The following is an 18,069-nucleotide window of genomic DNA, read 5'->3' as shown; positions in this document are numbered from 1 at the left end:
GGGTTTTGAAGTGTCGCGATTGATGACTAACCGAAGAAGATGGCTTCTTCTCCTTCTGGCGGTCTTGATGGTAGCGGTTCTTGCCGGCTGCGCACCGCAGAATGCTCAACAGGCTACCACGACGGAAGATATGAGGGCAACTGGATCGTGGTGGACCGCAAATGTGGTGTACTATTTCTCACTTGCGCTGGATGCGTTTGCAGATTGGTTTAACGGCGCATATGGCGTGGCGATTTTAATCATGGTGCTGATCGTGAGGACCTTGATCCTGCCGTTGACACTGAAGCAGGTGAAGAGTTCGAAGGCGATGCAGGCCATTCAGCCGCAGCTTCAGAAGATCCGGGAGCAATTTAAGGATAATCCGGAGAAGCAGCAGCAGGAGACGATGAAGTTATTCCAGGAACACAAGGTCAATCCGATGGCGGGTTGTTTCCCACTGATCATTCAGATGCCGGTGTTCATTGCTTTGTATAACTCAATTTACTACAACTCGGCGATCCGAGAGCATTCCTTCCTGTGGCTGCAGCTCGGCGAACCGGACAAGTTGTTTATCCTGCCGGCGATTGCGGCATTGACGACGTTCATTCAAACGAAGATGATGTCGAACGTGAACCCGCAGGGCATGCAGGGCCCAATGGCGTTTATGATGTGGGTTTATCCGATTTTGATTTTTGTGATGGCGTACAACTTCGCCGCAGCGCTGCCGTTGTACTGGATTTTCAGTAACCTGTACACGATTGCGCAAAACTTCTTTATCTATCGCAAGAAAGATCCGGCTTTGGCTGCGGCTGCTGCAACGGCAGGCGGAGGCAGCGGTTCATCTTCCGGTTCCGGGAATAAGAAGCGGGGCGGCTCCAATCTCAAAGCCGGTCATCCCGGTAAAGGTGCCAAGGAGGCCAAAAAATCGAAATGAATAAAATTGTGACGTCGGGAAAAACCATTGAAGATGCTGTTAGACAAGGATTGACCCAGCTCGGCACCACCGAGGATAAAGTCGCCGTGAACGTGTTAGAGCAGCCGTCAAAAGGATTCCTGGGGCTGATAGGGGTGAGGGAAGCGAAGGTAGAGCTTACTTTGCTTGAAGCACCTGAACCTGCATCAGTACCTACCTCGAGTAGGACGACTTCGGCGCCCCGTTCTTCATCTGCTCCCGTGATGGAGGAGAAGACCACGGCCAGCGAGAAGGATCCCTATGTGGAGGCGGCGTCATTTATCCGGGAGGTCGGCGAGAATATGGGCCTGGATGTCCAAGTTGATGTCGTCCCTGGCAAAGACCATACCGTACTTAACATTTCGGGCCATGATTTAGGTTTAATGATCGGGCGGAGAGGGCAAACCCTCGATGCTCTGCAATATTTGGCGAATATCATCGCTAACCGTTATTCCGACAGCTTCATCCGTATCGTCCTCGATGCCGAGAACTTCCGGGAACGCCGGAAGAAAACGCTGGAGGAACTTGCCGTCAGATTGGCCGGACGGGTCGTTCGCACGCGTAAGGAGGTTACGCTCGAGCCGATGTCGCCGCAGGAGCGCAAAGTGATTCATTCCAAACTTCAGGATCACCCGGAGGTCAAAACTTACAGTAAAGGCGAAGAGCCCAACCGGCGGGTCGTTATTACTCTGAAGCACAGCAAATGAATGAGACGCAGGTGACGTTTGCTCGGCGTAAGCTGGGGGGGCGTCATTTTTTTTGATCTCAACCCTCCCCATCCCTCCCTTACCGTAAGGGAGGGCGTCCGAGGGCCTGCTGCCCTCTGGGCTCCCGCAAACTGGAGGAACGTTGGAGGGAAAGAGGCGCTCCTGCTCGCTGTCCCCTTCGGGGATGCGCTTTACGTTGGTGCATGGAACGCTTTTCCCCCCTTCGGGGTACGTCTTACTTGGGGTTCACCCGGGATACCTGGTAAACCGTGCTGCTCATGACTGCTTCTGTCGGTTCACCCGAGGGACTTTGGTGATAGGAGCCGGCTTCTCGCCCCTACGGGGCCCGCCTCTACTTTGGAGCTCCTGCTGGCTGTGAGTGCGGATGCTAAGAAGAAGAGTGTTGAGAGGCTACGACGGTTAGGGAGAGAACATGTGCAAGGAGAACGCTGTCTCCTGCGGAGATGCGCTCACTGTGGAGCAAAGCGTGAGGGCGGAAGCTCCGAAGGAGAGGCTGCGTGCGGCGAGGAGTGACTGCGAGCAAGGAGAACGCTGTCTCCTGCGGAGATGCGCTCACGTTGGAGCAAAGCGTGAGGGAGGATGCTCCGAAGGGGGAGCGTGAAGAGGCTGAGTGCGGCGAGGAGTGACTGCGAGCAAGGAGGCGCTGTCTCCTGCGGAGATGCGCTCACTGTGGAGCAAAGCGTGAGGGCGGAATTTTCGAAGGTGAGTGAATTGGGGGCGGAGAGGGGCGTATGAATCCGAAGAAGTGGAGCGTTCGCCTTTGTGAGTGGATTTCTACAACTTTTGAGTTTAGTCCAATCCAAGAAATTCGCGAACAACAGCGATCGTAGGATCATACGACCAGCGGTGCTGCGAAATTCACGAACATTCTTCTTCGAAATACAACAAACAATTAAGCGAGGTGAAGCAAATGCTTAGCGATACAATTGCAGCGATATCGACGGCGGTAGGCGAAAGCGGCATCGCCGTGATCCGCGTCAGCGGACCGGAGGCGATCGCCGAAGTGGGGCGGTTATTCCGCGCCAAGACGGCGTTGCCGGAGGCGGAAAGCCATACGGTACATTATGGCTTCATCGTAGACCCGGCGACGGGCGACAAGCTCGAGGAGGTGCTCGTCAGCGTCTTTCGCGCGCCGCGCTCCTTCACCACGGAAGACGTGGTGGAGATTAGCACGCACGGCGGGATCATCTCCGTCAAACGCGTGATGGACTTGCTGCTCCAGCAGCGCGGCATTCGCCTCGCCGAGCCGGGCGAGTTCACGAAACGCGCGTTCCTGAACGGGCGGATCGACCTGTCGCAGGCGGAGGCGGTCATCGACCTGATCCGCTCCAAGTCGGATCGGGCGTTCTCCGTGGCGCTGAAGCAGGTCGAAGGCCAGCTGTCGCGCCAAATCGGCAAGCTGCGCCATACGTTGATTGAAACGCTGGCGCACATCGAAGTGAACATTGATTATCCCGAGCATGACGTGGAATCGATGACGATGGCGTTTATCAAGGAGAAATGCGCGGAGGTGTCGGAAGGCATCGACGCGCTGCTGAAGACGGCGGATCAGGGCAAAATTTTGCGCGAAGGGATTACGACGGCGATCGTCGGTCGCCCGAATGTCGGCAAATCCTCGCTGATGAACGCCCTGGCCCGCGAGAATAAAGCGATCGTCACCGACATCCCGGGGACAACCCGGGACGTGATTGAGGAATATGTGACGATCAACAACATCCCGCTGAAGCTGCTCGACACGGCGGGGATCCGTGAGACGATGGACGTCGTCGAGCAGATCGGTGTGGAGCGCTCCAAAGCGGCGGTGAGCGAAGCGGACCTGATCCTGCTCGTGCTCAATAGCGCCGAGGCGCTGCATGAGGACGAAATCGCCTTGATGGAGCAACTGAAAGGGCGATCCACGATCGTTCTATTAAATAAGATGGATTTACCGCAGCAGTTGGATCGGGAGGTGGTCCGGCGTTATTTTTCCGAGGAAGCGATCGTCGAATTGTCGGTCAAAACGGAAGAAGGGCTGGATCATCTAGAGGAGGCCATCGCCCGTTTGTTCTTCGGCGGGAAGCTGGAGTCGAACGATCTGACGTATGTCAGCAACGTGCGGCATATCGCTTTGTTGAAGAAGGCCAAGCAGTCGCTGGCGGATGCTTATGAAGCGGCGGACACCGGGATCCCGATTGATATTTTGCAGATTGATGTCCGGTACGCCTGGGAGCAACTGGGCGAGGTGATTGGGGATTCGGCGCCGGATGCGCTGATCGATCAGATTTTTTCGCAATTTTGCTTGGGGAAATAAGCCGCCTCTAGTATCAGCAGGGCCGGTTCATGGTATGATGTTACGGATAGAGTCTGAAGGGTGTAGGGTAAAGGAGGTTGACGATAGATGGGTTACGCTGCAGGAGATTATGAGGTGATCGTGGTCGGTGCAGGACACGCGGGTTGCGAAGCGGCATTAGCTGCAGCGCGGATGGGTTGCCGCACGCTGATGGTCACGATCAATTTGGATATGGTTGCTTTTATGCCGTGTAATCCTTCGATTGGAGGTCCGGCGAAAGGCCATGTCGTGCGCGAGGTTGACGCCTTGGGCGGCGAAATGGGCCGTAACATCGACAAGACGTTCATCCAAATGCGGATGCTGAATACCGGGAAAGGCCCGGCCGTTCATGCGCTGCGTGCGCAGGCGGATAAATTTTCGTATCAACATGCCATGAAGGAAACGATGGAGAAGGAACCGAATCTGACGATGCTCCAGGGGATGGTCGAGGAGCTGATTGTCGAAGACGGTCAGTGCGTGGGTGTGATCACGAAGACCGGCGCGGAGTACCGGGCCAAGGCGGTTGTGCTGACGACCGGGACGTATTTGCGCGGAAAAATCATCATGGGTGAGCTGATGTACGAAAGCGGTCCAAACAACCAGCAGCCGTCAGTGCGCCTGTCGCAAAATCTGAAGGAGCTGGGCTTCGAGCTTGTGCGCTTCAAGACGGGAACGCCGCCGCGGGTGCATAAGGACTCGATTGATTTCTCGCAAACGGAGATTCAGCCGGGGGATGAGAAGCCGAAGTTTTTTTCCTATGAGACGAAAGGGTCGGACAACGAGCAATTGCCTTGCTGGCTGACGTACACCTCCGAGGAAACGCATCGGATTATTACGGATAACCTACATCGCGCGCCGATGTTCTCCGGGGTGATCGAAGGAACGGGGCCCCGTTACTGTCCGTCCATCGAGGACAAAATCGTACGGTTTAGCGATAAACCGAAGCATCAAATTTTCCTGGAGCCGGAAGGGAAAAATACGTCGGAGTATTATGTACAAGGCTTCTCCACCAGTATGCCGGAAGAGGTTCAGTTGAAGATGCTGCGCTCGGTGCCAGGCCTGCAAAATGTGCAAATGATGCGGACCGGTTATGCGATTGAATATGATGCGGTCGTACCGACCCAGCTATGGCCTTCCCTGGAGACGAAACGGTTGCCGGGCCTGTTTACGGCGGGACAAATCAACGGGACCTCCGGCTATGAGGAAGCGGCGGGACAAGGCATTATGGCCGGGATCAACGCCGCACGGAAAGTGCAGGGCAAGGAACCTGTTGTGTTGGATCGTTCACAGGGGTATATCGGTGTATTGATCGACGACTTGGTCACGAAGGGCACCAACGAGCCGTACCGCCTGCTGACTTCGCGTGCGGAATATCGCTTGCTGCTCCGTCATGACAATGCGGATTTGCGTTTGACGCCGCTGGGGTATGAGATCGGATTGATCTCTGAGGAGCGGTATACGCGGTTTTTGGATAAGAAGCGGAAGGTCGAGGAAGAGATCGAACGGTTGAAGTCGACAAAGGTTCGTCCTGTGGAGATCAATCCGCTGCTGGAATCGATCGGCTCGGCACCCATTCAGGATGGGAGCAATCTGCTGACCATTTTGCGGCGTCCGGAAGTGACGTATGCGCTTATCGCTTCGCTCTCTCCTTCTGAAGTTGAGCTGGACGAAGAGATGCAGGAGCAGGTGGAAATCCAGATCAAATATGCCGGTTATATTGAGAAGCAATTGATTCACGTTGAACGATTACAAAAAATGGAAAAGAAAAAAATCCCGGAAAACATCAATTATGAGGATATCCAAGGTCTGGCGATGGAAGCGCGGCAGAAGCTGTCCAAAATCCGCCCCATCTCAATCGGGCAAGCTTCGCGGATCTCGGGGGTTACACCGGCGGATATTTCGATTTTGCTAGTGTATTTGGAGCATTATAACCGGGTCACAGCTGCAGGAGGGTAACCATTGGATTCGATACAAGCCCAATTTTGCACGTTGCTCCAGGGTCATGGCATTGAGATCTCGGAGGAGCAGTTGAAGCAATTTGAACGGTATTATGAAGTATTGGTTGAATGGAATGAAAAGATGAACCTGACCGGGATTACCGAACGGGAACAGGTCTATATCAAACATTTCTACGATTCGATCAGTTTGGCCTTTCACGTTCCGATGGGGGAGATCGTGGCAATGGCGGACATCGGGTCTGGAGCAGGATTTCCCGGGATCCCTTTGAAAATCTGTTATCCTCATTTACAGTTAACGATCGTGGATTCTTTGAACAAACGAATCCAGTTTTTGCAGCATGTGGTGAATGAGTTGGGCTTATCACAGGTTCGTCTGCTGCACGGCCGTGCGGAGGATTTAGGACGACAGGGTGAACTGCGCGATGCTTTTGACTTGGTCACGGCTCGGGCCGTAGCTCGTATGGCAGTCCTTAATGAGTTTTGTCTGCCGTTTGTTAAGCCGGGAGGGTTGTTCGTAGCAATGAAAGGTAGCAACCCGCAGGAGGAAGTTCAAGAGGCTGCTCGCAGCTTGATAGAACTTAAAGGAAAATGGGTTAGAACACCGGAGTTCTCGCTGCCCTTGGAAAATTCAGAGCGACATTTAGTCATCATCCAGAAAACCGCCGCTACGCCGAAGAAGTACCCAAGAAAAGCAGGGACACCGCTCAAAACTCCTTTATTATAACGATGTTGTTCCACCCCTTAGCAAAATGTTCCACGTGAAACATGGCTAAGGTTTTTTTCTGTCTTTTTCAGATTAATTCTATCTTTTTTTCTCTAACATCTCTTAAGAAGAGAATAGGATTATAGAGGAAAAAGTGGTAGAATAGATATATCGAGTTTTGAACAATGCATTTCGTTTAGAAAAATATCATCCCGCAGGGATGATCCGTAAGGCTTGGCCTTATGTCACTATGAAACTAGGTGGTAATTGACGGAATGAAAGAACAATTTTCTAAATTGTTTGGGTTAACCGAACGTAGCAGCGGAGATGAAGTAAGACAAATTCCGGTGGAGGAAATTGTCGGCAGTCCTTATCAGCCGCGGACGATCTTTGACGACGAGAAAATCGATGAGTTGTGCCAAACCATTCGGACGCATGGCGTGATCCAACCGATTGTCGTTCGTTACCGGAATGAAAAGTATGAAATTATCGCCGGGGAACGCCGCTGGAGAGCCGTCAAGAAGCTGGGTCTGGAATCTATTCCTGCGATTTTACGTGATTTCAACGATTCGCAGGCGGCATCTATCGCTTTGATTGAGAATCTTCAAAGGGAAGGGTTAACCTCGATCGAAGAGGCGATGGCTTACCAGAATTTGATTGATTTGCATCAATTGACGCAAGAGAGCTTGGCTCAACGCCTCGGGAAGAGCCAATCGACGATCGCCAATAAGATTAGACTGCTACAGCTTCCGGAGGGAGTAAAGACCGCGTTGATGGAACGGAAAATTACTGAGCGTCATGCGCGTGCTTTATTGTCTCTGGATACAGAAGAGTTACAGTTGAAAGTTCTGGGGGAAATCATCAGCAAAGAACTGAATGTGAAGCAAACGGAAGCCCGCATTGCCTTCTATAAGGAAATCGCAAAGAACAAAAAGTCCCCATCGAAACGAATCTCCTTCACGAAGGATGTCCGATTGGCACTGAATACGATTCGCCAGTCGATCGACATGGTCACCGGTTCGGGATTGCAAATTAAAACGGAAGAAAAGGATCATGAGGATCATTATGAAATCGTGATTCAAATTCCGAAACGTTCATAACTTCACTCGCTGACCCAAACCGCGAGGTTTAGGTCAGCTTCTTTTTCGGTCAGGCTCAGGCTGTCAGAACGCCCGCACGAACTTCTTTATATCCATGTGGATTAGGGTCGGTAGGGTTGCATTTATGCAGGACATGTTCGTCCGTTCATGACTTTGATGTATCGTTATCGACCGGCAGGTGTATTCACCACGCATTGCTTTAGGTCTTTTTGTAGCGGCAGCTTAGAATGCGTACATGAGGACTACAAAGAGATTCTTCTATTATATTGAGGTGAACTGGATTGTCTAAAATCATCGCCATAGCGAACCAAAAAGGGGGCGTCGGAAAGACGACGACTTCTGTCAATTTGGGAGCGGGATTAGCTGCCATCGGAAAGAAAGTGCTGCTGATCGATATTGACCCCCAGGGAAATACGACAAGCGGTGTTGGCATTAATAAAGCGGATGTCGCAAATTGCATCTATGATGTTCTCATTAATGAGGTTCATCCCAAGGAAGCAATTGCCCATACAGAAATTGAAAATTTGCATATTATCCCGGCTACGATCCAATTGGCCGGGGCAGAAATTGAATTAGTTCCCACGATTTCACGCGAAGTGAGGCTTAAGAAATCGTTACAGCCGATTCGGCATTTGTACGATTATATTTTGATTGATTGCCCGCCTTCCCTCGGAATCTTAACGATTAATTCTTTGACTGCCGCCGATTCTGTCCTGATCCCGATCCAGTGTGAGTATTACGCATTGGAAGGATTAAGCCAATTGTTGAATACCGTTAGATTGGTTCAGAAACATCTGAATACCTCCTTACAAATTGAAGGAGTGTTGTTAACGATGTTTGATGCCCGAACCAATCTGGGGATTCAAGTCATAGAAGAGGTCAAGAAGTACTTCCAGCAGAAGGTGTATAAGACAGTCATTCCGCGTAACGTGCGATTGAGCGAAGCGCCGTCCCACGGTCAATCCATTATTACGTATGACCCTCGCTCGAAGGGTGCGGAAGTTTATCTTGAGTTGGCAAAGGAAGTGGTATCTTATGAATAAACGATTGGGCAAAGGATTGGACGCTCTGATTCCGGCACTATCCATCCAGGATGATGATAAGGTTGTTGAAATCCCGCTCAATCAGCTTCGTGCCAATCCGTATCAACCACGCAAGACCTTTGACGAGGAGGCTATACGGGAATTGGCCGAATCGATTCGGCAGCATGGGGTTATTCAACCTATCATTGTGCGCAGTGTGCTGAAGGGATATGAGATCATTGCAGGGGAGCGGAGGTTCCGCGCATCGCAATTTTGCGGGAACGCAACAATCCCTGCGGTAGTTCGGAGTTTCTCTGATCAACAGGTCATGGAAATTGCGCTGATTGAAAATCTGCAGCGTGAGAATCTGAACGCAATGGAAGTGGCTGTAGCTTACCAAGGGTTGATGGATCAATTCCAGTTAACACAAGAAGAACTTTCGATGAAAGTGGGTAAATCTCGATCTCATATTGCCAACTTTCTGCGGCTGTTATCCTTGCCGGAAGAAGTCAAGGAATATGTTTCACGTGGAACATTATCGATGGGACATGCGCGGGCATTGGTGGGGTTGAAAGATCCAACTACGATTAAACAGTTAGCTCAGCAATGCATCGATCACGAATGGAGCGTTCGGGACCTGGAAGATGCGGTGCAACAACTGGATCGCAAAAAGCAGGAAAAACCGAAAACTGCCAATAAGAAAAGGGATCCTTATATCGAAGAAGTCGAAGAGAGCTTGCGTGAACGATATAAGACGACCGTAAAAATTAAAGCAAACAAAGATAAGGGTAAAATCGAAATAAACTATTACAGCCAGCAGGATTTGCAGCGAATCCTTGATATGCTGAGCTAACGATAAACGGAATGACATATCCATCTTTTGAGCGGCCTGCCGTGAAGGAAGGGCTTGAGAAGAAGGGGTATGTCATTTCTTAACTGTGGTAGAACAAACTCGAAGGGGGAACACCGTTGCGCGAGATGAAACCCGTCGTTTACCTGGATCATGCAGCCACATCTTGGCCGAAACCTCCTAGCGTAGGAGAAGTTATGTTGGAAATACTAAATGGACCAGCCGCCAATGCAGGACGAGGAAATCACGGGATGGCGCTGCGGGCGGGAAGGGTGCTTTATAACACCCGTGTAAAGCTTGCACAGTTGTTTGGTATTGCGAATCCCAATGACATCGCGATGATGTCCAATGCGACTTCGGCGTTGAATTTAGCGATCAAGGGCTGGCTAAAGCCAGGGGATCATGTGGTGGCGACGACAGTTGAACACAATTCTGTAAGACGTCCTTTGGAGTTTCTGAAGCGGACCGCAGGGATCGAAGTCGATTACGCCGAGGTGGATCGCCAGGGTCGATTAGATCTGAGTCAAGTAGAGAAACTTTTTCAGCCTCATACACGTTTACTTGTATGTTCCCATAGTTCGAATTTATTGGGATGCATTTTGCCAATTCAGGAATTAAGCCGGTTAGCACATGCGTACGGAGCTGTGATATTGGTGGATGCCGCGCAAACGGCAGGGTGCTATCCGGTAAATGTAGAAGAGATGGGAATTGATCTTCTTGCGTTTCCGGGACATAAAGGACTCCTTGGTCCCCAAGGAACCGGCGGCTTATACATTCGACCGGACCTCGAATTGGAACCGCTGTTGCATGGGGGGACAGGAAGTCAATCCGAGGAAAGCGAACAGCCGTCCGTTCGGCCGGATCGTTACGAAGCCGGGACCGTGAATACCCCGGGGATTGCCGGATTAGGTGCCGGTGTGGACACGGTTCTGGAATATGGAGTAGAACGTATTCATCAACATGAGTGGAACTTAACGCAATATTTAATGAGGGAACTGCAGAAGATTCCTAAGGTTCATCTGATTGGGCCGGAAATCGGTCAGCCTCGCACAGGTATCGTATCCTTTACAATTAACGGGCGAGACGCTTCGGAAATTGCGTTTGCGCTCGATAGGGAATATGGCATCGCCGTTCGTGCGGGATACCACTGTACGCCGTTAGGCCATCAAACCGCCGGAACGTTGGAAGGTGGCGCGGTTCGTGCCAGTGTGGGGTACAAGACAACAGAAGCAGATCTTCAAGTACTAATGGATGCCATTCATAAAATAATCAACTGATCTTAGCAAAGAGGAGTAGAAAGTCGCATGCGGGAATGGAATGATCTCATCTTTGAGCAATTAAGCTGGATCGTCGGAGGTTTGGTTCTCCTGTTTCTATGGATGCTGGTCTGGAATTTGATCCAAGGAAGCAAGCTGCGCAAGATGAAGAGAAGATACGAGCTGATGATGCAGGGTACCGGCATCCAGGATTTAGAGAGCTTGCTGATTGATTTGAAAATGCAGCAAGGTAAAATTGAAGATATCCAGCAGGAACAAGGGCAACAACTCGCGCAAATTGGGAAGTGGATTCCGATGCAGAAGTCGAAAATCGGGATTAAGCGTTATAACGCATTTGGCGAGAAGGGGAATGATCTGAGTTTCTCCATCGCGATCGTCAACGAGCAGCAGGATGGTGTGGTCCTGACGGGAATTTATAATCGGGATGGCTCCTTCGTATATGCCAAGGGACTGGACAAAGGGGAGTCGCCGCATGCGCTATCTCCGGAAGAACGTGAAGCTATAGCTCTCGCCGGGCTAGGGAAATCGACCCCCGGGTCCACTCCTTAATTGCGGTGTACAGGCAGTTGGATATAATTTCTGATAGCCGCATGACCAAACTGAGACGCGTGTTTTGCAATACGAAGTATTCCATGAAGCCGCCGACATTGACGATGCCCGTAAGATGGATATCGCCGACCGGCGGTAATTCTTTATTCACCCCTGCACCGGGACGCAGCGGACCTTGGACAACTTGAATGGATCCCACGCTGGACGTTTGGCCGAGGCAGGCATCGATGCTGATGATATACGGATCAACGAATCGATCGTGGATTTGGTCCAGGGTTTCTTTTAAATTCATCGCATGTACGGGTTCTTCAAGGGTGCCGTAAAGATGAAAATACGGGCTGCGATACTTGGCCAACGCACTGCCGACCAAGGGGCCCAGGCAATCGCCGGTGGAACGGTCCGTCCCGATACATACGATGACGATGTCTTGCCCGGGAGCAACCTGTCCGAAATGCAGAAGCAACCGGTGAATAATAGCCGAATGAATGCCGGGTTCGGTATGAGGGATTTTCAAATAAGGGATTTCTTGTCCTGGAATGGTCGGTTGAATCTGTGACATGGAATCTTCCTTTCTCCGTTAAGGATCCGGTGCGAAGGGTTCGCACTTCAAAGATTTAGTAGATAGTATATGGAAGAAACGCTTATTATATACTCGTACGAAAGTCTCATTAGGCAGAAGGGGAGGAAACCGAAGTGGATGAAGATGGGTTGGTGATGGCCTTTGATTCAACACAGCAAGCGTTGCGTGCGGAAATGCTATTGGAGTATGCAGAGGTAGATATCGATTTATGCCCTACTCCTAAGGAAATCACCGCAGGATGCGCGTTATCAATTCGATTTCCGCAAACATCGTTAGAACTCGTGAAGAGGATCATTGCTTCGGAATCCGTTGAGATTCGGGGGATTTACTCCCGTCAAGGGATGGGCTATGATAGCATCAAGTTATGAAATTTGCATAAGGGATTGGTAGATATGCTGTTGGCTGAAGAACCGCTTCAGGAGGCCGCCGAGAATGTGACCGCCTGGAGAGATAATATATGGAATTGGTTTACAGATATGGATATGTGGATGAACGTGTTCTATGCGGGAATTAAAATTATTATTATCTTCGGATTGACTCGTGTGTTCGTCCGTGTCCTATTTCGCTTAATTGACCGATCTCTGCAGAAGCGGGAGAAAAGCCGGCTGCAAATGAACCCGCGACGGCTGGTTACAGTCGGCGAGTTGCTGAAGAACATTACGACTATTACCAGCAACTTTATTATGGTTATGCTGGTGTTAGGTGAACTGGGTTATGACTTGGCACCGCTGCTCGCGGGTGCAGGGGTTCTTGGCTTGGCCATTGGTTTTGGAGCCCAGAGCCTGGTGAAGGATGTCATTACCGGATTCTTCATTATATTAGAGGATCAGTTCGCTGTTGGTGACGTCATTCAAACGGGAAGCCTGAAAGGAACCGTGGAAATGATCGGGCTGCGCTCCACAAGGCTGGTAAGCTGGACAGGGGAGGTTCACATTATCCCGAATGGGATGATTACGAATGTGACGAACTATTCGGTGGGGACTGCGCTGGCTGTAGTCGATTTGCCGTTCAGCAACACCAGGAAGCTGGAGGGGAGCGTAGAGCTGCTCCAAGGGGCCATGCAGCGCTTGAAGGAGGAGCAGGAACAAATCCCTCAGACCCCCAACGTCTTGGGCATCCAGTCGTTAACCGCGAGCGAATACGTCATCCGCATCGCGGTAGAGTGTCCTCCGGCTCTTCGTGCAGAGGTGGAGCGCCAAATCCAGACGTACGCCAAAGAAGCACTGGAGCTGGCTGAAATGAACGCTTAACAAAATGAGGATGAATCAGATCATATCTAAGATCGGGGGAATAAGCCATGGAGCGGAAATCGTTTCAACTGGGCGATATTGTGCAAATGAAGAAAAACCATCCTTGCGGCAGCAATGAGATGGAAATTATCCGGATGGGCATGGATATCCGCATCAAATGCGTGGGTTGCAAGCACAGCGTGTTGGTGCCTCGCGCCAAGTTCGAGAAGAACTTGCGTAAAGTGCTTCGGTCGGCTGCTCCCGCAGAGGGGGAGATCGGCCAGAACGGTCCATCTTCAACCGGTGAATAAAATAATTTATGGGATGAAGGATACCTCTATTGCATTCGGGATGAATTCATGGTACAATCATTCTTGCTGTGGAGAGGTACCCAAGAGGCCCAAGGGGGTTGACTCGAAATCAACTAGGCGTCGCAAGGCGTGCGTGGGTTCGAATCCCACCCTCTCCGCCATTTCATTGAATTAGACGAACTCCTGCGTTTAGCGCAGGAGTTTTTTTGTCATGGAGGAATCCAGGAATAACCCAACGAAAGAAGGACCCTTGCGGGTCCTTCCGGGTTGACGGCGAACTGATTTTTGGATTTCTTCTCTCAGCGACAAACAGAAACCCTTCGATGTTTGCCTTAGCAAGCACGAATCAGGGAAGAGGGGTCTTCACTAATCCGTGATCTGACGCTTCTACAAGTCGTGAACAAGATCTCCTTGCGGTTTGTTTCCTGCGGAATCCTTTAAACGGACCAACGGAACCACACCTCTCTTGCTCGCCGTCGAGAGTAGTATGTGCAGGTATCGTTGTTTTATACGCCCCTTATCGGGCGAAAAAAAGTTAGTGCACCCGGGCTTTTTCTTCCTTCTTCCACTTGCGGTCTTTGTTTGAGGTCTCGGGGAATTTTTCGCCCTTCTGCAACGTGATCCGCTTTGGATTCTGGATTTGCGTGTGAAAACTCCGCGCCTCCCCGACCTCTACATATACCCCCGGGTTGGGAGCGCGCATGCCTTCCTCAAATTCCGTCTGTTCGCCCATACGTCGTTCCTCCTTTCAGCCTTGCTTGGATTTCAAGCTTATTGTTTGTCGGAGGGGATTAATCATGTACCGTTGGTCACCGATAATTATTTACAAGCATAAAAGCAGAGTGGGGGAGTTATGTCGAGAATACGCCTCGATTCTTGGCGGCAGGTTTTGGGTTCTTGCACAGCTGCTTCGGATTTGATATACTACTATGGTGCGAGTTTACGCTCGCTCCTTGCTCCCAAACGGGATACGTATTGGGGGCCATAGTCCAAGAGGAGGTGAATCAGATGCGCAAATACGAAGTGATGTACATTATTCGTCCTGACGTTGAACAAGAAGCTGTTCAAGCTACAGTCGAAAAATTCCAAGGCATCATCCAAAACGGCGGTGAAATTACCAAACATGACGTGATGGGCAAACGCCGGCTTGCGTATGAGATTAACAAGGTTCGTGATGGAATTTACGTTCTCGTGAATTTCACAGCTACTCCTGAAGTAGTTGCCGAGCTGGAACGGATCTTGAAGATTTCCGACGAGGTTATCCGTTATCTCATTACAAAAGACGTAGCCTAATTCAAGTTTGAGTACCCATTGCCCGAAGGAGGGGATTTGATTGTTGAACCGTGTCATTCTCATCGGACGTCTTACCCGGGATCCGGAGCTGCGATATACACCAGCCGGCGTAGCGGTAACTCAGTTTACGCTTGCTGTGGACAGACCGTTCACCTCGCAAGGAGGGGAACGTGAAGCGGATTTCATCCCGGTCGTAACCTGGAGACAGCTTGCCGAGACTTGCGCGAACTATTTGCGTAAAGGCCGGTTAACGGCTGTGGAAGGACGTATTCAAGTGCGGAACTACGAGAATAACGAAGGCAAACGCGTATACGTAACCGAAGTTATTGCCGATAATGTCCGTTTCTTGGAATCGAACCGCGAGGGCGGTGCAGGTGGTGGCGGCGGTACGCGGGAAGAGTCTCCATTCGGAGGCGGCAGCGGCGGCAACAGCCGCGGCGGCGGAGTCTCGCGCAGCAATCAAAATGATCCTTTCTCCGACGACGGGAAGCCGATCGATATATCGGATGACGATTTGCCATTTTAAACACGGAAAGGACTGAAAAGCATGAGCTTCAAGCAAAGAGAAGGCGGAGACGACAAAAGACCGGCTCGCCGCGGCGGCCGCAACAAACGTCGTAAAGTGTGCTACTTCACTGTGAATAAAATTACTCACATTGACTATAAAGATACGGAGCTGTTGAAGAAATTCATCAGCGAGCGCGGCAAAATTTTGCCTCGTCGTGTTACCGGCACCAGCGCGAAGTACCAACGCCTTTTGACGATCGCCATCAAGCGTTCCCGTCAAATCGCATTGCTTCCTTACACAACGGAATAAGCAGACGTAATCTGCTAACGAGACAGCCGAACCCTAGGGTTTGGCTGTTTTTTTTATTATAGAGAAAGGGACAGTCACGACATCTCGAGAAACCGCGACACAAACCAAGTAAATCGATGCGAAATTACGTCGAGTTATGACGAAATAAATAGAACCTTATCGAAAATTGTTAACATATGCAGTTAACTACGAGTAAGAAAAATTAACGTTAAAAATTTTGCAAACGCTTCATATTCATAAATTCTATAAAATATTAGTAATTCAGGGGTTAAAAGGGGCCAACAAACGATTAAAAAAGATATTGACGTGAGATATTTTCACATGTATTATGAACAATAATTCAACTGGTGGAATTTCCTTACGAGGGATCGGCTTAAGCCCCTTATTAACCGTTGGTTTATATCGTTCAAATGTCATCCTTTATCACAAATGCCTAACGTATAACGGGGAGTTAGCGGTTTGCAGCCAGGGTAGGGAGTCCCAATGGTTAATAAGGAAGTTGTTTTATTCCAGATTAAGTCCGGTGAGAAGTAACGAGAGAGGATAAAGGGGGAGATAGGAAGGGTACAGCTAGACGAGAGGCAAGCTAGACGAACTGCATGTTCTCAACTTATATAAACAAGGAGGAGTCAACTCACATGGTGGCAAAGAAGAGAAGTTTATGGTCCATCTTACTTATTTTATCCCTCGTAGGGATTTTGTTTACGGGTTGCAGTACCAATAACACAGCTTCCAATACGCCGACTCCGACAGAGAACAACACAACTCCAGAGAATACAACGGAACCTGAAACAGAACCAACGGCAAATGAGCCGGTGGATGGGGGTACAATTACGTTAAGCACTTTCTCTGATATCGTCAGCCTTAATCCTGTTTTCATTAATGATACGTCTTCCGGCGATGTGGCTCAATTCCTGTTCGCCAAGTTGTATGACTTGGATCGTGAAGGGAATGTGGTTGCAGAACCATGGTCTCTGGCCTCCGAGCTTCCCCAAATTTCGGAAGATGGTTTGACATATACCGTGAAGCTGAAAGATACCGCCAAATGGAGCGATGGACAGCCGGTAACGGTAGACGACCTTATCTTTACCTTCGATACGGTACGAAATCCAGAAGCAGGTGCTCCGGGTATCAGCTTATTCGATAAGGTAGACAAAGTTGAAAAAGTGGATGATCATACCGCGAATATTAAGTTGAAGCAGGTATATTCCCCGTTCCAATACACGCTGGTTACCGAATTGATTCCCGCGCATGTTCTGAAGGATGTCCCTGTGAAGGAACTCCAAGCTAACGCCTATGGTACCGATCCGGCCAAAACGGTCACAAACGGTCCTTGGAAATGGACTTCATGGAAGCAAGGCGAAAGCCATACGTTGGATGCGGATCCGAACTATTGGGGCGCGACCAAGCCTCATATCGCTCAAGTGGTCTATAAAATTTACGCCGACCAAAATACCGAGGTTCAGGCGATCTTGAAAGGTGACACGGATCATATTAGCGCCATTCCGGTCACACAAGTCGAAGCTGTAAAAGGGAATAAGGATGTCGCGATTATCCAGAAGCCGGGACCAACTTATGAATATGTCAGCTTCAACTTTGATTCGAAGAACTTCCCGGACAACTACGGGTTATTTGCAGGGCAAAAGACAAGACAGGCAATCGCTTATGCCTTGAATCGACAAGGGATGGTTGACAACGTACTTAAAGGGGTCGGGGCTCTGATCAACGCTCCGTTCCTGCCGGATACATGGGCTGACCCGAAAGATGCGGCTGTCAATTATGCTTATGATCCGGAGAAGGCGAAGCAACTGCTCGCGGAAGACGGATGGGTTGCTGGTAAAGATGGAATTCTGGAGAAAGAGGGACACCGCTTCTCTTTTGAATTGCAATACAATGCGGGGAACAGCCGTCGTGAACAAGTATCGGCGATCATTCAACAAAATCTCGCTGATGTTGGCATTGAGGTCAAACCCAAAGGCATTGACTTTGCGGCTTGGATCGATCAAAACGTGACGCCTGGTAAATATCAAGCCATTCTGTTGGGTTGGTCTTTGAACACGCCGGATCCGGATTCGGAGAGCATTTACTCTTCCAAATACTTCCCGCCGGCAGGACAAAACAGCGGTTGGTATAAAAACGAGAAGCTGGATCAGCTGTGGGTGGACGGCTACTCTACGGTAGACCAAGCGGAACGTCAAGCCATTTATAAGGAAGTGGCCAAGGAGATCTCGACCGACCTGCCGTACGTCTTCCTATATCAATACGGAAGTGCGATTGGAACAGGACCAAGAGTTCACTGGGCGGAGGAGGATCGGCCTGAACCGTCGTTGGGCTATGGCCAATATTTCCACCTCATTAAATGGTGGGTAACCGATTAAGGAAAAGAGCGGATACAGGAAATAGAACCGCGGGA

General features: G+C 50.3%; 20 protein-coding genes and 1 tRNA gene. 19 read left to right on the top strand and 2 right to left on the bottom strand.

The window, feature by feature from the left end; all coding sequences use genetic code 11:
• Window positions 1–10 precede the first annotated feature (10 nt).
• The 11 genes from BN3795_RS08630 (at window position 11) to BN3795_RS08585 (ending at window position 11,426) form a co-directional block, all read left to right on the top strand.
• Window positions 11–913, top strand: coding sequence for a YidC/Oxa1 family membrane protein insertase (locus BN3795_RS08630; RefSeq protein WP_068784297.1), 903 nt, complete (start codon window positions 11–13; stop codon window positions 911–913).
• Window positions 910–1,638: an RNA-binding cell elongation regulator Jag/EloR gene (gene jag / locus BN3795_RS08625; protein WP_068784296.1), complete on the top strand. Its 729-nt coding sequence runs from the start codon at window positions 910–912 to the stop codon at window positions 1,636–1,638. Before BN3795_RS08630 ends, jag begins: the two co-directional genes overlap by 4 nt.
• 518 nt (window positions 1,639–2,156) lie before the next feature.
• Entirely contained in the window at window positions 2,157–2,285 is a 129-nt protein-coding gene (locus BN3795_RS26070) for a hypothetical protein (RefSeq protein ID WP_269800213.1), read from the top strand.
• Window positions 2,286–2,569: 284 nt separating this feature from the next.
• Window positions 2,570–3,949: a tRNA uridine-5-carboxymethylaminomethyl(34) synthesis GTPase MnmE gene (gene mnmE / locus BN3795_RS08620; protein WP_068784295.1), complete on the top strand. Its 1,380-nt coding sequence runs from the start codon at window positions 2,570–2,572 to the stop codon at window positions 3,947–3,949.
• Window positions 3,950–4,036: 87 nt separating this feature from the next.
• Window positions 4,037–5,923 (top strand): tRNA uridine-5-carboxymethylaminomethyl(34) synthesis enzyme MnmG, encoded by a 1,887-nt coding sequence (gene mnmG / locus BN3795_RS08615; protein ID WP_068784294.1) that lies wholly within the window; start codon window positions 4,037–4,039, stop codon window positions 5,921–5,923.
• A gap of 3 nt (window positions 5,924–5,926) precedes the next feature.
• A complete protein-coding gene (gene rsmG / locus BN3795_RS08610; protein ID WP_068784293.1) occupies window positions 5,927–6,649 on the top strand; it encodes a 16S rRNA (guanine(527)-N(7))-methyltransferase RsmG in 723 nt (240 codons plus the stop codon).
• A 254-nt stretch (window positions 6,650–6,903) separates the two neighbouring features.
• The gene (gene noc, locus BN3795_RS08605; RefSeq protein ID WP_068784292.1) at window positions 6,904–7,728 is read left to right on the top strand and encodes a nucleoid occlusion protein; all 825 of its coding nucleotides are present in this window, start codon (window positions 6,904–6,906) and stop codon (window positions 7,726–7,728) included.
• 281 nt (window positions 7,729–8,009) lie between these two features.
• A complete protein-coding gene (locus tag BN3795_RS08600; protein ID WP_059041228.1) occupies window positions 8,010–8,771 on the top strand; it encodes a ParA family protein in 762 nt (253 codons plus the stop codon).
• Window positions 8,764–9,603 carry a ParB/RepB/Spo0J family partition protein gene (locus tag BN3795_RS08595; protein ID WP_068784291.1) on the top strand — a complete coding sequence of 280 codons (840 nt, stop codon included), beginning with the start codon at window positions 8,764–8,766 and terminating at the stop codon, window positions 9,601–9,603. The genes BN3795_RS08600 and BN3795_RS08595 overlap by 8 nt, the downstream gene beginning before the upstream one ends.
• A gap of 125 nt (window positions 9,604–9,728) precedes the next feature.
• Window positions 9,729–10,877, top strand: a complete 1,149-nt coding sequence (locus BN3795_RS08590; protein ID WP_068784331.1) for an aminotransferase class V-fold PLP-dependent enzyme — start codon at window positions 9,729–9,731, stop codon at window positions 10,875–10,877.
• A gap of 27 nt (window positions 10,878–10,904) precedes the next feature.
• On the top strand, window positions 10,905–11,426 hold the full coding sequence (locus tag BN3795_RS08585) for a DUF4446 family protein (RefSeq protein WP_068784290.1): 522 nt from the start codon (window positions 10,905–10,907) through the stop codon (window positions 11,424–11,426).
• On the opposite strand, the gene yyaC is transcribed toward BN3795_RS08585, so the two are convergent.
• Window positions 11,377–11,985 (bottom strand): spore protease YyaC, encoded by a 609-nt coding sequence (yyaC, locus tag BN3795_RS08580; RefSeq protein ID WP_068784289.1) that lies wholly within the window; start codon window positions 11,983–11,985, stop codon window positions 11,377–11,379. The two genes, BN3795_RS08585 and yyaC, sit on opposite strands and share 50 nt — an antisense overlap.
• A 134-nt stretch (window positions 11,986–12,119) precedes the next feature.
• Between yyaC and BN3795_RS08575 the strand changes: the two genes are divergently transcribed.
• The 4 genes from BN3795_RS08575 to BN3795_RS08560 all read left to right on the top strand — a co-directional run bounded on the left by BN3795_RS08575 (window position 12,120) and on the right by BN3795_RS08560 (window position 13,707).
• On the top strand, window positions 12,120–12,374 hold the full coding sequence (locus tag BN3795_RS08575) for a DUF3343 domain-containing protein (RefSeq protein WP_068784288.1): 255 nt from the start codon (window positions 12,120–12,122) through the stop codon (window positions 12,372–12,374).
• Between the two features lie 24 nt (window positions 12,375–12,398).
• On the top strand, window positions 12,399–13,256 hold the full coding sequence (locus BN3795_RS08570; protein ID WP_068784287.1) for a mechanosensitive ion channel family protein: 858 nt from the start codon (window positions 12,399–12,401) through the stop codon (window positions 13,254–13,256).
• 47 nt (window positions 13,257–13,303) lie between these two features.
• Window positions 13,304–13,546, top strand: a complete 243-nt coding sequence (locus BN3795_RS08565) for a DUF951 domain-containing protein (RefSeq protein WP_068784286.1) — start codon at window positions 13,304–13,306, stop codon at window positions 13,544–13,546.
• A 70-nt stretch (window positions 13,547–13,616) separates the two neighbouring features.
• Window positions 13,617–13,707: transfer RNA gene (locus tag BN3795_RS08560), tRNA-Ser, on the top strand.
• A 374-nt stretch (window positions 13,708–14,081) separates the two neighbouring features.
• On the opposite strand, the gene BN3795_RS08555 is transcribed toward BN3795_RS08560, so the two are convergent.
• The gene (locus BN3795_RS08555; protein WP_068784285.1) at window positions 14,082–14,279 is read right to left on the bottom strand and encodes a YjzC family protein; all 198 of its coding nucleotides are present in this window, start codon (window positions 14,277–14,279) and stop codon (window positions 14,082–14,084) included.
• 275 nt (window positions 14,280–14,554) lie between these two features.
• Here BN3795_RS08555 and rpsF point away from each other — a divergent pair, with 275 nt between their 5' ends.
• The 4 genes from rpsF to BN3795_RS08535 all read left to right on the top strand — a co-directional run bounded on the left by rpsF (window position 14,555) and on the right by BN3795_RS08535 (window position 18,034).
• Window positions 14,555–14,839, top strand: coding sequence for a 30S ribosomal protein S6 (gene rpsF / locus BN3795_RS08550; protein WP_068784284.1), 285 nt, complete (start codon window positions 14,555–14,557; stop codon window positions 14,837–14,839).
• 40 nt (window positions 14,840–14,879) lie between these two features.
• On the top strand, window positions 14,880–15,365 hold the full coding sequence (gene ssb / locus BN3795_RS08545) for a single-stranded DNA-binding protein (protein WP_068784283.1): 486 nt from the start codon (window positions 14,880–14,882) through the stop codon (window positions 15,363–15,365).
• A 21-nt stretch (window positions 15,366–15,386) separates the two neighbouring features.
• Window positions 15,387–15,656, top strand: coding sequence for a 30S ribosomal protein S18 (gene rpsR, locus BN3795_RS08540; protein ID WP_009223360.1), 270 nt, complete (start codon window positions 15,387–15,389; stop codon window positions 15,654–15,656).
• Window positions 15,657–16,294: 638 nt separating this feature from the next.
• Window positions 16,295–18,034 carry an ABC transporter substrate-binding protein gene (locus BN3795_RS08535; RefSeq protein ID WP_068784282.1) on the top strand — a complete coding sequence of 580 codons (1,740 nt, stop codon included), beginning with the start codon at window positions 16,295–16,297 and terminating at the stop codon, window positions 18,032–18,034.
• Window positions 18,035–18,069: the final 35 nt, after the last annotated feature.

The sequence above is a fragment of the Paenibacillus phocaeensis genome (assembly GCF_900021165.1).
GTDB lineage: Bacteria > Bacillota > Bacilli > Paenibacillales > Paenibacillaceae > Fontibacillus > Fontibacillus phocaensis.
This window is presented reverse-complemented; position numbering and strand designations above follow the sequence as displayed.